At 63.8% G+C, this 16,053-nt stretch carries 9 protein-coding genes and 1 pseudogene; 2 read left to right on the top strand and 8 right to left on the bottom strand.

Translation table 11 applies throughout. The features are described 5' to 3' along the window. Positions 1 to 30: 30 nt before the first annotated feature. From K5H97_RS12965 to K5H97_RS12950, 4 genes are all read right to left on the bottom strand, one after another. Entirely contained in the window at positions 31 to 1,566 is a 1,536-nt protein-coding gene (locus K5H97_RS12965; protein WP_028692185.1) for a DHA2 family efflux MFS transporter permease subunit, read from the bottom strand. Continuing rightward, positions 1,563 to 2,756: an HlyD family secretion protein gene (locus K5H97_RS12960; RefSeq protein ID WP_028692186.1), complete on the bottom strand. Its 1,194-nt coding sequence runs from the start codon at positions 2,754 to 2,756 to the stop codon at positions 1,563 to 1,565. Before K5H97_RS12960 ends, K5H97_RS12965 begins: the two co-directional genes overlap by 4 nt. A 30-nt stretch (positions 2,757 to 2,786) precedes the next feature. Further along, complete coding sequence (locus K5H97_RS12955; RefSeq protein ID WP_028692187.1) at positions 2,787 to 3,260, bottom strand: MarR family winged helix-turn-helix transcriptional regulator; 474 nt, start codon at positions 3,258 to 3,260, stop codon at positions 2,787 to 2,789. 83 nt (positions 3,261 to 3,343) lie between these two features. Continuing rightward, on the bottom strand, positions 3,344 to 3,496 hold the full coding sequence (locus K5H97_RS12950) for a hypothetical protein (RefSeq protein WP_222578007.1): 153 nt from the start codon (positions 3,494 to 3,496) through the stop codon (positions 3,344 to 3,346). Between the two features lie 107 nt (positions 3,497 to 3,603). Here K5H97_RS12950 and K5H97_RS12945 point away from each other — a divergent pair. Together K5H97_RS12945 and K5H97_RS12940 are read left to right on the top strand one after the other, a co-directional pair. Next, positions 3,604 to 4,622, top strand: a pseudogene (locus tag K5H97_RS12945) (IS110 family RNA-guided transposase). A gap of 979 nt (positions 4,623 to 5,601) precedes the next feature. After that, entirely contained in the window at positions 5,602 to 6,849 is a 1,248-nt protein-coding gene (locus tag K5H97_RS12940) for an IS256 family transposase (protein ID WP_060489951.1), read from the top strand. A gap of 228 nt (positions 6,850 to 7,077) precedes the next feature. Here the strand turns inward: K5H97_RS12940 and K5H97_RS12935 are convergent, their stop codons facing one another. From K5H97_RS12935 to K5H97_RS12920, 4 genes are read right to left on the bottom strand one after another with little or no spacing between them, the layout of a single operon-like run. Next, a complete protein-coding gene (locus K5H97_RS12935) occupies positions 7,078 to 8,562 on the bottom strand; it encodes an efflux transporter outer membrane subunit (protein WP_028692160.1) in 1,485 nt (494 codons plus the stop codon). Then, positions 8,559 to 11,669 carry a multidrug efflux RND transporter permease subunit gene (locus K5H97_RS12930; protein ID WP_028692159.1) on the bottom strand — a complete coding sequence of 1,037 codons (3,111 nt, stop codon included), beginning with the start codon at positions 11,667 to 11,669 and terminating at the stop codon, positions 8,559 to 8,561. Before K5H97_RS12930 ends, K5H97_RS12935 begins: the two co-directional genes overlap by 4 nt. Continuing rightward, complete coding sequence (locus K5H97_RS12925) at positions 11,666 to 14,764, bottom strand: MdtB/MuxB family multidrug efflux RND transporter permease subunit (RefSeq protein WP_028692158.1); 3,099 nt, start codon at positions 14,762 to 14,764, stop codon at positions 11,666 to 11,668. The genes K5H97_RS12930 and K5H97_RS12925 overlap by 4 nt, the downstream gene beginning before the upstream one ends. Then, positions 14,761 to 16,047, bottom strand: a complete 1,287-nt coding sequence (locus K5H97_RS12920; RefSeq protein WP_028692157.1) for an MdtA/MuxA family multidrug efflux RND transporter periplasmic adaptor subunit — start codon at positions 16,045 to 16,047, stop codon at positions 14,761 to 14,763. Before K5H97_RS12920 ends, K5H97_RS12925 begins: the two co-directional genes overlap by 4 nt. Positions 16,048 to 16,053 lie beyond the last annotated feature (6 nt).

The following is a 16,053-nucleotide window of genomic DNA, read 5'->3' as shown; positions in this document are numbered from 1 at the left end:
TTGAAAACCACGGGCAGGGAATCATGGGTTTCAATGGCCCGCCGAAGCGGGCGCGGCCTTGGCGGTAAAAGGCGGCTTGGCCAGCCACACCAGCAGGATCAAGCCGGCGAACACCCAGGTCAGCAAGGTGAAATAGTCCACCGTCGACATCATGTACGCCTGGCTGTTGAGTATCTGCTCCAGCTTCGCGTAGCTCTGTGCACTGGCCCCGCCCAACTGCTCCAGGGTTTGCCGGGTGGCCGGCTCGAAGTTGCTGATGTGCTCGCTCAGGTAGGCGTGGTGCTGGTCAGCCCGACGGATCCAGATCCAGGTGGTCAACGACGCAGCGAAGCTACCGCCCAGCGTTCGCAAGAAGGTGGCCAGCCCCGATCCGTCGGCAATTTGGTGCGGCGGCAGGTCCGACAGCAGGATGCTCAGGGTCGGCATGAAGAACAGCGCCACGCCAATGCCCATGAACAACTGCACCAGGGCGATGTGCAGGAAGTCCACCTCGTTGGTGAAGCCCGCGCGCATGTAGCAACTGGTGCCGATCGCCAGGAAGGCGATGCCGGCCAGTACGCGCAGGTCGAAGCGATGGGCATACTTGCCGACGAAGGGCGACATGAGCACCGGCAACAGGCCGATCGGTGCCACCGCCAGGCCCGCCCAGGTCGCGGTGTAGCCCATCTGGGTCTGCAGCCATTGCGGCAGGATCAGGTTGATGCCGAAGAATCCCGCGTAGCCGCCTACCAGCACCAGCGTGCCGATGCGGAAGTTACGGTGCACGAACAATCGCAGGTTGACCACCGGGTGGCGGTCGGTCAGTTCCCAGATAACGAACACTGCCAGGAACACCACCGAGACCAGCGTGCCGATCACGATGAACGACGACTCGAACCAGTCCAGGTCGTTGCCCTTGTCCAGCACCACCTGCAACGCGCCGACGCCGACGATCAACGTCAGCAGGCCGATGTAGTCCATCGGCTGGCGGCTGGTGACCACCGGCCGCGTGCGCATCTGCTGGCGTACCACGGCGGCGGCGAACAGCCCGATCGGCACGTTGATGAAGAAGATCCATGGCCAGCTGTAGCTGTCGGTGATCCAGCCGCCGAGGATCGGCCCGGCAATCGGCGCCACCACCGTGACCATCGCCAGCAACGCCAGGGCCATTCCGCGTTTCGCCGGCGGGTACACGGCGATCAGCAGGGTCTGGGTCATCGGGTACAGCGGGCCGGCCACCACGCCCTGGAGCACGCGGAAAAACACCAGTTCGGACATCGACTGGGCGATGCCGCATAGGAACGAGGCCAGCACGAACAGCAGCGTGGCCCAGAGGAACAGCTTCACCTCGCCGAAACGCCGGCTCAGCCAGCCAGTCAGGGGCAAGGCGATGGCGTTGCTCACCGCGAACGAGGTGATCACCCAGGTGCCCTGCTCCGAGCTCACCCCGAGATTGCCGGAAATGGTCGGCAGCGCCACGTTGGCGATGGTGGTGTCGAGCACTTGCATGAAGGTCGCCAGCGACAGGCCGATGGTGGTCAGCAGCAGGCTCGGCGGGGTGAACTGCGCGGGGGCCGCCTGGCTCATCGCTGGGCCGTCTTGCCGGTGGCGCTGTTCTCGTGGATCAGCCGGGCGATCAGGTGGTCGGCCTCGACCAGCTGACGGTCATACACCTGGGTGGTGTAGCTGGCCTGCTGCGGCGGCTGCTGGGCCAGGGCCGGGCCGCTCTGGTCGTGCAGGTCGACCTCGGCGACGGTGGACAGGCCGATGCGCAGCGGATGCGCCTTCAACTGCTCGGGGTCGAGGTGAATTCGCACCGGTACGCGCTGGACGATCTTGATCCAGTTGCCGGTGGCGTTCTGCGCCGGCAACAGGGCGAAGGCGCTGCCGGTCCCCGCGCCGAGGCTGTCGACGGTGCCGGTGTACCTGACCTCGCTGCCGTACAAGTCGGCGGTGATCTCCACCGACTGGCCGATGCGCATGTCGCGCAGTTGGGTTTCCTTGAAGTTGGCGTCGATCCACACCTCGTCCAGCGGGATCACCGCCATGGTCGCGGTCCCCGGCTGCAGGCGCTGGCCCAGTTGCACGGTACGTTTGGCGACATAACCGGTGACCGGCGCCACCAGCGTGGTGCGGGCATGATCCAGATAGGCTTGGCGCAGGTCGGCGGCGGCGGCCATCACTTCCGGATGCGAGGACACCACGGTGTCGTCGACCAGCGCGGTGCTGGTGTTGAGTTGCTGGCGGGCGCTGTTGACGGCGGCCTGGGCCACGGTCAGGTCGTCGCGGGAGTGGGCGACTTCCTCGGCGGCGATGGCACCGCTGTCGGCCAGTACCTTGCGCCGGTTGTAGTCCTGCTGGGCTTTCTGCAGCTCGGCCTGGCGGGTCTGCAGTTGCGCCTTGAGCGAGTCGACGTTGCTGTACAGCCCGCGTACCTGGCGCACGGTGCGCGCCAGCTTGGCCTCGGCGGACTGCAGGGCAACTTCGCTGTCGGCCGGGTCGAACTGCAGCAGCACCTGGCCGGCATGCACCAGGTCACCGTCATCGGCGCCGATGCTGGTGACGGTACCGGACACCAGCGGGGTGATTTCCACGACGTTGCCGTTGACGTAGGCGTCGTCGGTGCTTTCGTGCCAGCGCCCGACCAGGCTGTACCAGGCCCAGGTGCCGGCACCGGCGAGGACCAGTATCAGCAGCAGGGCGAGCAGCCAGATCTTGCGCTTGCGCGTGTTGTCAGGCGCGGGGGCCGGGGTGGAGGTGTCAGCGGGAGTGGCCATGACAGTACCTTGGAAGATGCGTGACAGGGATCAACGATCGCCGAAGCGGCGGATCGTCAAGGGGTCGCCGGCGTTGAGCAGGACCTTGGCGAGCAGTTGCTCGAGGGTCTTGAGTTCTTCGGGTTGCAGCACGCCGACCAGTTCGTTCATTGCCGCCGCGCCAACCAGGGGCAGGCGGTCGGCCAGGCGCTGGCCATCGGCGGTCAGGGCCAGGCGAACCTGGCGGCGGTCGTCGGGGCAGCGGTTACGCAGGATCAGGCCCTTTTGCTCGAGGCGGTCGAGCATGCGGGTCATCGAGCCGCTGTCCAGGCCCAGGTAGCGGCACAGTTCGGCCGGGGTATCTACCTGGTACTGGGTGACGATGATCAGCACCTTGAACTGGGCGGCGGTGACACCGTCGGCTTCGAGGTGCCAGTCGAGGATGCGGTCCTTGAGGAGCGCTGCGCGGCCGAGCAGCATGCCTATGGCGCAGGTCTGGAAGTTTTCCGGGGTGAAATGGGACATCGGGGTCTGCTCGGGTAATTGTGTGAAAATATTACTGCTTAGGCAGTGAATGTCAAAGCTTTGATTAGGGGGCTAAAGAAAATTTAATCGGGGTCGGGGTCGGGGTCGGGGTCGGGGTCGGGGTCGGGGTCGGGGTCGGGGTCGGGGTCGGGGTCGGGGTCTGGGTCGGGGTCGGGGTCGGGTTTCAGGGTGTGGGTTTTGAATTTTTTGTGCGCATTCGTAGACGATATCGACATTTAGTCACCTTTCCGCCCTTACGGCGGGTTACTTAATGAGATGGTCACCCCGGCACCCTGCGAGGCGTACGCTTTCGCAGGGTGCTTTTACTTCGGAGACCGTCATCATGAGCAGCGTGACCCTGATCGGCATCGACATTGGTAAACATACCTTCCACCTGCACGCCCAGGACAAGTTCGGCAAAGAGGTAATGCGCAAGAAGTGCTCAAGGCAGCAGATGATGCGGTTTCTGGCCAATCATCCCCCTTGCACGGTAGTGATGGAGGCCTGTGCCGGTTCACACTGCCTGGCGCGAGAAATCAAAGCGATGGATCATGAGGCCAAGCTGATCTCGCCGCAGTTCGTTAAACCTTTCGTCAAGAGCAACAAGAATGACTTCGTCGATGCGCAAGCCATCTGCGAAGCCGCTTCCCGACCCTCCATGCGCTTTGTGACGCCAAAATCGCCTGAGCAGCAAACGCTCTCTGTTTCTCATCGGATGCGTGAATCATTGATCCGCGACCGAACCAAGACGGTGAACCAGATGCATGGGTTCCTGCTCGAATTCGGTGTCAGCCTGCCGACCGGATTGGCAGTGGTCAAACGCCTTGCTTCGGTGCTTGAAGAGCACGACCTGCCAATACGGCTCGTCGCATTACTGCAGCGCCTGCATGATCATTTCGTCTACTTGAGCGAGCAGATCAAGGTGTTGGACAAAGAGCTGGAGAGCCAACTGGCTGACGATGATCTAGGCAGTCGTTTGCTGAGCATGCCGTGTGTTGGGCCGATCACCGCCAGCCTGCTGGCTGTAGAAATGGGAGATGCTCGGCAGTACGGCAGTAGCCGGGACTTTGCGGCCTCTGTAGGCCCCGCCAGTACAGCACTGGTGGTAGGCCAGCTTTGCTGGGGATCAGCAAGCGTGGCGACAAGAACCTTCGGCATTTGCTGGTGCTGTGCGCACGGGTCTACATGCTTCGCCTGAAGTATCAGAAAGGCCCATTGGCCGATTGGGTGCGTTCATTGCTCGCGCGACGTCACTCCAATGTGGTGGCCTGCGCGTTGGCCAACAAACTGGCACGCATCGCGTGGGCCATTGCCACTCGGCACACGCAATATAAAACGGAGCCAGACGCGATAAACGCCTGACCCCGTTGTGCTGCACCGAGTTTCACCATCAGGTTTTGCGATAGCTGAACAACAGATGAAATAAACGGCCGATCGGCCTGGCGATGATCCTGAACGACCAATTGGCTCTTGGAAGCCGCCTACTTTGTTAGGATCGCCAGGTGCGAATGCTCATCGTGGCGCGGGATGCGAGCCCAATAGACGCCGGATAGATTGAAGCAAGCCATCCATTCCATCTGATGAACAGTATTGCAAAAAATGGGGTGACCATAGATTGGTCTTAACTCGCCGTCCGCGGCCAAAGTAACCAAAGCCGCCCCGCTCCGTTCATCCGGCCCCTGCGCTTCGCTCCGGGGTCCCCTCGCTCCGTTCTTGCTCCCGGGAGGACCGCGCTGAACGCCCCATCCTGGGGCGCAGCGCTTGACGGCCATCCATGGCCGTCACCTCCCTCCGCAAGAACTCCGCTCGGCCTCCTGAAGTCGCAATTGGTGTTGCTTGAACTATCGCGCGCTTAGAAGCAAGAGCAAGAGCAATCGCAATAAGCGCGAAGTTAGTTGTTTGACCATTAGTTATGTATTGGCTGTTCCGGCCCCTTCGCGGGGCAAGCCCGCTCCTACAGGTTTCTATATAACGACGACTATCGTGTGGGAGCGGGCTTGCCCAGCGATACGATCGAAAGATTAACTAAGTTTTCAACTAGCGACAGCTGCGCCAGTCTAGGCGCCGCCCGTAATTTGCGCGACTTCAGGAGGCCGAGCGCAGGTCTTGCGGAGGGAGGTGACGGGCATGGATGCCCGTCAAGCGCTGGGGCCCAGGATGGGCCCTGCAGCGCGGTCCTCCCGGGAGCAAGGCCGGAGTGAGGGGACCCCGTAGCGAAGCGCAGGGGCCGGATGAATGAGCGCGCGGTTTTGCTTACTTTTGCCAAGACAAAAGTAAGTCGCCGCAAGGGAGGGTGTCAGAAATTTTGTGTTCGGGCATAACATGAGTAAGAGGTGCATGTATGCCAACCAAAAAGAAACCCTTGCGTGACCTGCCCAAAATCCCCAAAGAGCTGCTGGAGCAGTTCGGTGAGGGCCTGATGACCGCAGAGGCTATCGAGGATGCCTCTGCGGCGTTCAAGAAGGCCTTGATCGAACGCGCTCTGCACGCTGAACTTGGCCACCACCTGGGTTATCCGCCGGGCGCGCAGCGCCCAGAGGATGAAACCAACCAGCGTAACGGCAAGAGTGGCAAGACGGTTTTGACCGGCGATGGCCCGCTGCGGCTGGAAATTCCTCGTGACCGAGACGGCAGTTTTGCGCCCATTCTCATCCCCAAGCATGAGCGGCGGTACACCGGTTTCGATGACAAGATCATCGCCATGTACGCCCGTGGCATGACGGTCAGAGAGATCCGAGCCTTTCTGTCCGAGCAGTATGGAACAGAGGTCTCACCCGACTTCATCAGCTCTGTGACAGACGAGGTCATGGAAGAAATTGGCGCGTGGCAGCAGCGGCCACTGGAGCCCATGTACCCGGTCATTTTCTTCGATGCACTGCGGGTGAAGATCCGCGAAGAAGGCTTGGTGCGCAACAAGGCCATTTACTTGGCGCTGGGCGTTCTACCCGACGGGACGCGCGATATCTTGGGCATCTGGATCGAGAACACCGAGGGTGCGAAGTTCTGGATGAAGGTCTTTAACGATCTCAAGACACGTGGTGTCGAGGATGTGCTGATTGCCGTGACCGATGGCCTCAAAGGCATGCCAGAGGCTCTCAGCGCCGTGTTTCCAGAGACGACGCTGCAGACGTGCATCGTGCACCTGATCCGCAACAGCCTGGACTTTGCAGCCTGGGACAAGCGGCGGGCACTGGCCAAGGCGCTCAAGCCGATCTACCAGGCCATCAACGCCGAAGCGGCTGAGCAGGCACTCGATGAGTTTGAAAACGGGCCCTGGGGCAAGCAGTATCCAACGGTCGTTGCGGCCTGGAGACGCGCCTGGGATCGAGTGATTCCCTTCTTTGTCTTCCCACCAGCCATCCGGAAAGTGATCTACACCACCAACGCCATCGAGAGTATCAATGCCCAACTGCGCAAGATCATCAAGACCCGAGGCCATTTCCCGAACGATGACGCAGCTACCAAGCTGATCTGGCTGGGGCTGCGAAACATCACGGCAAACTGGGGCTCAGCGGCGCATGATTGGAAAAGTGCGATGAATCAATTCGCGATTTTGTACGGAGATCGGTTCATCAGGCCGACCTGGTGAAAGTCAGGGCCTGCCTGACGGCAGGCCGTTACCGGCCCGCACACAAAAAATCTGACACTTCCCCGCAAGGCGAAACAGCGATATAAGCGTCGACGCTGCCAATGAATGCGCGCACAACCTTCAAACAACATAAAAACCAAAAACTAACAACTAACAACTAACAACTAACAACTAACAACTAACGACTAACGACTAACGACTAACGACTAACGGAACATTCCAAAAACTTTACTCAACCACCAAATCCCGCCCAACATCCCACCCTCCCCCAAGCGCCGCAATCAACTGCACACTCGCCACCAACCGCCCCTGCAACAACGTCAACACACTCCGCTCGTTGCTAAGCGCCGTCGTCTGCACATTGACCACATCCAGATACCCGATCAACCCCGCCTTGTACTGGTTCTCGGTCAACCGCAACGACTCCCGCGCCGCGTCCAGCGCCTCCTGCCGCACCACCGCCTCGTCCCCGTACACCTTGAGCTGCACCAGATAGTTCTCGACCTCCTTGAACCCGTCGAGCACCGTCTGTCGATACTGCGCCACGGTCTGGTCGTACACCGCCACTGTCCGGTCAACCTCGGCACTGCGCTTGCCGGCGTCGAACAGCGTCAGCGCCAGCTGCGGCCCGACCGACCAGTAACGGTTGGGCAACTCGATCCAGTTGTTGAAACTACTGCTGGAATACCCCCCGTTCATGCTCAAGGACAGATCCGGGAAATACGCCGCCCGCGACACACCGATATTCGAGTTGGCCGCCATGACCTTGCGCTCGGCCGAGGCGATGTCGGGACGCCGCTCGAGCAGCTGCGACGGCAGCGACAGCGGCACCTGCGGCAACGCCGGAATATCATCGCTCGCCGCCAGGGCAAAGTCGGCCGGCGCCTTGCCCATCAGCACGGCGATGGCGTTCTCGTACTGCGCCCGCTGCCAGGCCAGGTCGATCAGGTCGGCCTGGGTGCTCTTGAGCTGGGTACGCGCCTGGGCCACGGCATCCGGCCCGGCAACCCCGGCGCGGTACTGGTTCTCGTTCATCTTCAGCGACCGCTCATAGGCCGCCACGGTGGCCTCGAGCAGGCGCTTCTGCGCGTCGATCACTCGCAGTTGCAGGTAGTTCTGAACCAGTTCCGACTGCTGACTCAGGCGAATGGCCGCCATATCGGCCAGGCTGGCCTCGGCGCTGGACTCGTTGGCGTTCATGGTTTCACGCAACTTGCCCCACAGGTCGATCTCCCAGCTCACCCCGAGCTGCGCGTTGTAGGTATCGCGGATGCCGCTGCTGTTGTTCGACAGGCTGGAGCTGGAACTACCGGTGCCCTGGGCCGAACGGTTCTTGCTGGTGGTCAGGTTCAGCGAAGGGAACAGCGAGGCACGGCTACTGCGCACCAGCGCCTGGGCCTGACGGTACTGCGCCTCATACTGTGCCACGGTCTGGTTGCTGCGGTTGAGCTCCTCAACCAGGGCGTCGAGCTGCTTGTCGCCATAGATCTCCCACCACGCCCCCCGAGCGATGGCATCAGACGGATTGGCCCGGGTCCAGCCCTCGGCCTGCTTGAACTGTGCCGGGGTACTGACCTCGGGGCGGTGGTAGTCCGGGCTCAGGGTACAGGCGCTGAGCATGGCCACGCACAACCCGGCGCTGACCAGGCGCGAGCCGCGTCCCTGGGTCAGCAGCTTGAGGGCACGGTGGATTCGGGTGTGGGCAAAGTTCATAGCGGGTTATCCAGGGCAGCGTCGGTGCGCACGCCGCGCCAGCGGTTGAACCGGTGGCGCAGGCGATCAAGGTACAGGTAAACCACAGGTGTGGTGTAAAGGGTGAGGATCTGGCTGAACACCAGGCCGCCGATGATGGTCAAGCCCAGGGGCTGGCGCATCTCGGCGCCCTCGGCGCGGCTGAGCAGCAGCGGCAGCGCGCCGAGGATCGCGGCCAGGGTGGTCATCAGGATCGGCCGTAGGCGCAGCAGGCAAGCGCGGCGGATCGACTCCTCCGGCGACAGGCCTTCATGGCGCTCCAGTTGCAGGGCCAGGTCGATCATCAAGATGGCGTTCTTCTTCACCACGCCGATCAGCAGGAACAGCCCCAGCAACGAGATCAGGCTGAACTCGCCACCGGTCAGGTACAGCGCCAGCAACGCGCCGACCCCGGCCGAGGGCAGCGTGGAAAGGATCGTCAGTGGGTGGATGTAGCTCTCGTAGAGGATGCCGAGCACCAGGTACACCAGCACCAGGGCGCCAAGGATCATCAGCGGCTGGCCTTCGGTGGTCTTGGTGAAGGCGTCGGCGTCGCCGCCGAGCTTGGCGATCACCGACTCGGGCAGGCCGAGCTTGGCCACCGCGCGCTCCAGCGCGGCCATGGCCTGGTCGGGGCTGTAGCCTTCGGCGACATCGAACGAGATGTCCTCGGAGGCGAACTGCCCTTCGTGGCTGACGCGGTCGTTGGCCAGGCTGTTCTCGTAGCGGGCGAAGGTGGACAGCGGCACCCGGGCACCGTCGGCGGTGATCACCTGCACCTGCTCCAGGGTGCTTGGGTCCCAGGCGTATTTCGGGTTGATCTCCAATACCACCTGGTACTGGTTGAGGCTGTCGTAGATGGTCGAGATCTGCCGCTGGCTGTAGGCGTTGTTCAGCACCGCGGTGACCATGTCCATGTCGATGCCCAGGCGCTTGGCCTGGTCACGGTCGACCACCAGGGTCACCTGCTGGGTGCCGGCGCCGTCGCGGGCGTCGATGGCGGTCAGCTCGGGCAGCTTGCGCAGCTCGGCGGCCACCTTCGGGAACCACTCGCGCAGGGCGGCCAGATCGCCGCTCTGCAGGGTGTAGAGGTACTGCGAGGTGCTCTGGTCGCGGCCGCCGCCGCCCAGTTGCAGGTCCTGGTCGGCCATCAGGTACAGGCGCCCACCAGGGATCTTCGGCAGGTCCTTGCGCAGGCGGTCGATCACCTTCTGCGCGTTCTCCTTGCGCTCGGCGATCGGCTTCAGGCGCACCAGCACGAAGGCGTTGTTGGTGCCGCTGTTGCCGCCGATGAAACCGGCGACGCTCTCCACCGCCGGGTCCTTGAGCAAGGCGCGGCGGTAGATCTCCATCTTCGGCTGCATCACGGTGAACGACAGGCCGTCATCGCCACGGATGAAGCCTTGCAGCTGGCCGGTGTCCTGCTGCGGCATCAGGGTCTTGGGCACTACCACGTACAGGGCGATATTCAGGCCGATGGTGGCCAGCAGGCTGAGCAGGGTCAGGCGCTTGTGCCGCAGCGCCCAGCCCAGGCTCTTGTCGTAGCCGGCGACCATGCGCTGGTGAATGTGGTCGCTCCAACGCTGCAGGCGAGTCTGCTGCTGCGGGCCATGGACCTTGAGCCAGCGCGAGCAGAGCATCGGCGTCAGTGTCAGCGACACCACCAGCGACACGACAATCGCCGCGGCCAGGGTGATCGAGAACTCCTTGAACAGCCCGCGCACGATGCCGCCCATGAACAGGATGGAGACGAACACCGCCACCAGCGAGACGTTCATCGACAGCAGGGTGAACCCCACCTCCTGCGCGCCCTTGTAGGCGGCGCGCATGGGGTTTTCGCCGTTCTCGATATGCCGCGAAATGTTCTCCAGTACCACGATGGCGTCGTCCACCACCAAGCCGGTGGCGAGGATCAGCGCCATCAGCGACAGGTTGTTCAGCGAGAACCCGCACAGGTACATGACCGCGAAGGTGCCCACCAGCGAAACCGGCACCGCCAAGCTCGGGATCAGCGAGGCACGCAGGTTGCCGAGGAACAGGTAAACCACCAGGATCACCAGTACCACGGCGATCAGCAAGGTGTGCTCGGCCTCCTTGAGGGTGGCCTTGATCACCGGCGAGCGGTCCATGGCCACATTGAGCTTGACGCTGGCCGGCAGGAGCGACTGCAAGGCCGGCAACTCGGCCTTGATCTGCTCGACGGTCTGGATGATGTTGGCGTTGGTCTGGCGGTTGACCACCAGCAGCACCGCGCTCTCGTCGTTGAAGAATCCGCTGTTATAGCGGTTCTCCACGCCATCGCTGACCTTGGCCACATCGGACAGGCGCAGGATCGCGCCGTTCTGCTGGCGGATCACCAGCGGCTTGTAGTCCTCGGCGGTTTCCAACTGATCATTGGCGCGCACCTGCCAGTTGCGTTCGCGGTCTTCGACGAAGCCCATGGGCCGGCGTTGGTTGGCGTTGGCCACCGCATTGCGCACGTCGTCCAGCGACAGGCCGTACTGGTTGAGCAGCTGCGGTTCGAGCTCGATGCGCACCGCCGGCAGCGAGCTGCCGCCGATCTGTACCTCCCCTACTCCGCTGACCTGCGCCAGGCTCTGGGAGAGGATGGTGTCGGCCAGGTCATAGAGCTTGCCCTTGGACAGCACGTCCGAGGTCAGCGACAGCACCATGATCGGCGCCTGGGACGGGTTGATCTTCTTGTAGGTGGGCATGCTGCGCATGCCGCTGGGCAGCAGGTTGCGGGTGGCGTTGATCGCCGCCTGCACCTCACGCGCCGCGCCGTCTATGTCGCGGCCCAGCTCGAAGCCGATGATCACCCGGGTCGAGCCCTGGTTGGAGCTGCTGGTCAGCGTGGTGACGCCGGCAATGGCGCCGAGCTTACGCTCCAGCGGCGTGGCCACGGTGGAGGCCATGACCTCAGGGCTGGCGCCGGGCAGGCTGGCCTGCACCACAATTACCGGGAAGTCCATCTGCGGCAGCGGCGACACCGGCAGCAGGCCGAAACTCACACCACCCAGCAACATGATCGCCAGGCTCAGCAGCATGGTGGCTACCGGCCGTCGAATGAAGGGTCCGGACAGGTTCATGCTTCAGCCTGCCGCGCATCGTCAGCCGGGCGCCAGCGACGCGCCAGACGGTCGAAGTACAGGTAGATGACCGGCGTGGTGAACAAGGTCAGCACTTGGCTGACCAACAGGCCGCCGACCATCACCAGGCCCAGCGGCTGGCGCAGCTCGGCGCCGGAACCGGTGGCGAGCATCAGCGGTACGGCGCCGAACAGCGCGGCCAGGGTGGTCATCAGGATCGGCCGGAAGCGCAGCAGCGCCGCCTGGTAGATCGCGTCACGCGGGCTCATGCCCTGGTGTCGCTCAGCCTCCAGGGCGAAGTCGATCATCATGATCGCGTTCTTCTTGACGATGCCGATCAGCAGGATGATGCCGATGATCGCGATCATGCCCAGGTCGTTGCCGCTCAGCAGGAGCGCCAACAAGGCCCCCACCGCCGCCGACGGCAGCGTGGAAAGGATGGTCACCGGGTGGATGTAGCTCTCGTAAAGCACGCCCAGCACGATGTACATGGTCACCACCGCGGCCAGGATCAGCAGCAAGGTGCTCGACAGCGAGGCCTGGAACGCCTCGGCGGCGCCCTGGAAGCGGGTCTGCACGCCGATCGGCATGCCGATGTCCTGCTGCACCTGCTCGATCACCTTGACCGCCTCGCCCAGGGAGGCGCCATGGGCCAGGTTGAACGACATCATCACCGCCGGGAACTGGCCGATGTGCGAGATGGCCAGCTGGGCCTGGCGCTGCTCGATGCGCGCCAGGGCCGACAGGCGCACCTGGCCGCCGTCGGTGGCCTTGACGTGGATCGACTCCAGGGCCTGCGGGCCGAGGCTGGCGGCAGTCTGCGACTGCAGCACCACGCGGTACTGGCTGGCCTGGGTGTAGATGGTCGAAATCTGCCGCTGGCCGAAGGCGTCGTACAGCGCGTTGGTGATCTGCGCCACAGTGATGCCCAGACGACTGGCCATGTCGCGGTCGATCACCAGGAATACCTGCAGGCCCTGGTCCTGCAGGTCGCTGGCCACATCCTGCAGCTCGGGGCGGTCCTTGAGCGCCTGCACCAGCTTGCCGCTCCACTCGGCGAGCATGTCGGCATCCGGCGAGCTCAGGCTGAACTGGTACTGGGTGCGGCTGACCCGGTCCTCGATGCTCAGGTCCTGCACCGGCTGCATGAACAGGCGAATGCCGACCAGCTTGTCGAGCTGTGGCTGCAGGCGGTTGATCACCTCGGAGGCGGTGACGTCGCGCTCGCCGTGGGGCTTGAGGTTGATCAGCAGGCGGCCGCTGTTGAGGGTGGCATTGTCGCCATCCACGCCGATGTAGGAAGACAGGCTCTGCACCGCCGGATCCTGCAGGATCACCTTGGCCAGGGATTGTTGGCGCTCGCTCATGGCGGCGAACGAGGTCGATTGCGGCGCTTCGGAAATACCCTGGATGACCCCGGTGTCCTGGGCCGGGAAGAAGCCCTTGGGCACCATCATGTACAGCACCACGGTCAGCGCCAGGGTGGCAACGGCCACCAGCAGGGTTAGCGGCTGGCGCTGCAACACCCAGGTCAGGGCGGTGCCGTAGTGCTTGATCAGCCAGTCGATCCAGGCACCGCTGGCGCGGTAGAAGCGGCTTTGTTCCTCTTCCATGGGCTCGCGCTTGAGCAGGCGCGCGCACATCATCGGCGTCAGGGTCAGCGACACCACCAGGGAAATCAGGATGGCCACCGCCAGGGTGATGGCGAACTCACGGAACAAGCGCCCGACCACATCGGCCATGAACAACAGCGGAATCAGCACGGCGATCAACGAGAAGGTCAGCGAGATCAGGGTGAAGCCGATCTGCTTCGCGCCCTTGAGCGCGGCCTGCATGGGTGTTTCGCCCTCCTCGATGTGCCGGGAGATGTTCTCCAGCATGACGATGGCATCGTCCACCACGAAGCCGGTGGCGATGGTCAGGGCCATCAAGGTGAGGTTGTTGACCGAGAAACCGGCCAGGTACATCACCCCGAAGGTGCCGATAAGCGACAGCGGAACGGCGATGGAGGGAATGATGGTGGCGCTGAAACGGCGCAGGAAAACGAAGGTGACCATCACCACCAGGGCGATGGCGAACAGCAGCTCGTGCTGCACATCGCGCACGGCGGCGCGGATGGTCTGGGTGCGGTCGGTGAGCACGCTGACATCCAGGCCCGCCGGCAGGTTGTCGGTGATTGACGGCAGCAGTTCCTTGATCCGGTCGACCACCTCGATGACGTTGGCACCGGGCTGGCGCTGGATATTCAGCAGCACCGCCTCGTTCTGGTTGGCCCAGGCGGCCAGGCGTTCGTTCTCGGCGCCGTCGACGATCTCGGCGACGTCCTTCAGGCGCAGTGGCGCGCCATTGCTGTACTTGAGGATGAGGTTGGCGTATTCCTCGGGGGAGCGCAGCTGGTCGTTGGCGTCGAGCATCGATACCCGGGTCGGGCCGTCGAAGTTGCCCTTGGGCTGGTTGACGTTGGAGGCGCCGATCAGGGTGCGCACGTCGTCCAGGTTGAGACCGTTAGCGGCCAGGGCGTCGACGTTGACCTTGATCCGCACAGCTTGGCGCTGACCGCCGGCGATGCTGACCATGCCGACGCCGCTGATCTGAGCGATCTTCTGCGCCACGCGGGTGTCGACCAGGTCGTTGAGCTTGGGCAGCGGCATGGTCTTCGAGGATATGGCCAGGGTCAGCACCGGCGTGTCGGCCGGGTTGACCTTGTTGTACACCGGCGGCGCCGGCAGGTCGTTGGGCAGCAGGTTGCTGGCGGCGTTGATCGCGGCCTGCACCTGCTGCTCGGCGACATCCATGTTCATGTCGAGGTTGAAGCGCAGGGTCAGCACCGAGGCGCCGCCGGAGCTGGTGGAGGCCATCTGTTCCAGGCCCGGCATCTGCCCGAACTGGCGTTCCAGCGGCGCGGTGACGGCGCTGGTCATGACCTGCGGGCTGGCGCCAGGGTACAGGGTCATGACGCGGATGGTCGGGTAGTCGACCTGAGGCAAGGCCGCCACCGGCAGCAGCTTGTAGGCGATCAGGCCGGCCAGGACGATGGCCAGCATGCTCAGCGTGGTGGCGACCGGCCGCAGGATGAACAGGCGCGAGAGGTTCATGCGCCCGCCTTGGTGCCTGGTTCAGCGGTCTGGGCCGAGCCCTTGGCGCCCTGCCCCTGCAGGTGCTGGCCGGGGGTGGTCGGAACCTGGGAGCTGTCCTCGACCACATCGACCTTGGTGCCTTCGCGCAGGCGGTCAGTGCCTTCCAGCACCAGGCGCTCGCCGGCGGCCAGGCCCTCGACGATCACCGTGTTCTCGCCATCGCTGGCGCCGACCTTGAGCTTGCGCACGTTGATGGTGTTCTCGGCGTTGACCACATAGGCGAAGGTGCCGTCGTTGCCAAACTGGATCGCCGCTGCCGGTGCCAGCACCACCTGCTTGAGGGTGTCGGCCAGCAAGCGCACGTTGACAAACTGGTTGGGGAACAGCGCGTGGTCGGTGTTCTGGAAGGTGCCCTTGAACTTCAGGGTGCCGGTGGCGACGTCGATCTGGTTGTCGAGACTGCCCAGCACACCGGTGGACTGCAGCTTCTGATCGCCCCGGTCCCAGGCCTCGACCGGCAGGCTGGCGCCGCTGCGGTAGCGGGCCAGCACGGTGTCGAGCTGGGTTTCCGGCAGGGTGAAGGCAACGCTGATCGGCTGGGTCTGGGTGATGATCACCAGCGCCGTGGTGTCGTTGGCCGCCACCAGGTTGCCCAGGTCCAGCTGGCGCAGGCCCACGCGGCCGCTGATCGGTGCGCGGATCTGGGTGAACTCGAGATTCAGGCGTGCCTCGTTGACCTGGGCCTGGTTGGTCTTGACCAGCCCCTGGAACTGACCGACCTGAGCTTCGGCGGTGTCCAGGGTCTGCTTGGCGATGCTGTCCTCGGCGTACAGGCCTTTATAGCGGGCCAGGTCGACCTGGGCATTCTTCAACTGCGCCTGATTCTGCGCCAGAGTGCCCTCGGCCTGCTGCAAGGCGATGCGGTAGGAACGTGGGTCGATCTCGGCCAGCAGATCGCCGGCCTTGACCTGCTGGCCCTCCTTGAAGTGGACCTTGACCAGCTCGCCGGCCACCCGGCTGCGCACGTTGACCGTGTTGGTCGCGGTCACGGTGCCGAGGGCCTTGTAATAAAGCGGGAAGTCTCCGACCCGCACCGGCTCGACCCGCACCGGGACCGCCTCGGTGGAGGCGCCGAAGCCCGGCCGCCCGCCCATGCCCAGGCCCTTGCCCGGACGGTGCCCGCCGCCTTCCTTGTGGACGGTCGCCGCGGGCCACAGCCACCAGGCCAGCAGGGCCACCAGCAGCAGGATCAGCAGGCCGAACAGCCAGCGACGAGGGGAACGGGAATTGGAGGCTTGCATGGGTCG

This window comes from Pseudomonas mosselii (assembly GCF_019823065.1).
GTDB lineage: Bacteria > Pseudomonadota > Gammaproteobacteria > Pseudomonadales > Pseudomonadaceae > Aquipseudomonas > Aquipseudomonas mosselii.
The sequence above is the reverse complement of the archived record's forward strand: the minus strand, read 5'-3'. Positions and strand labels throughout refer to the sequence as shown.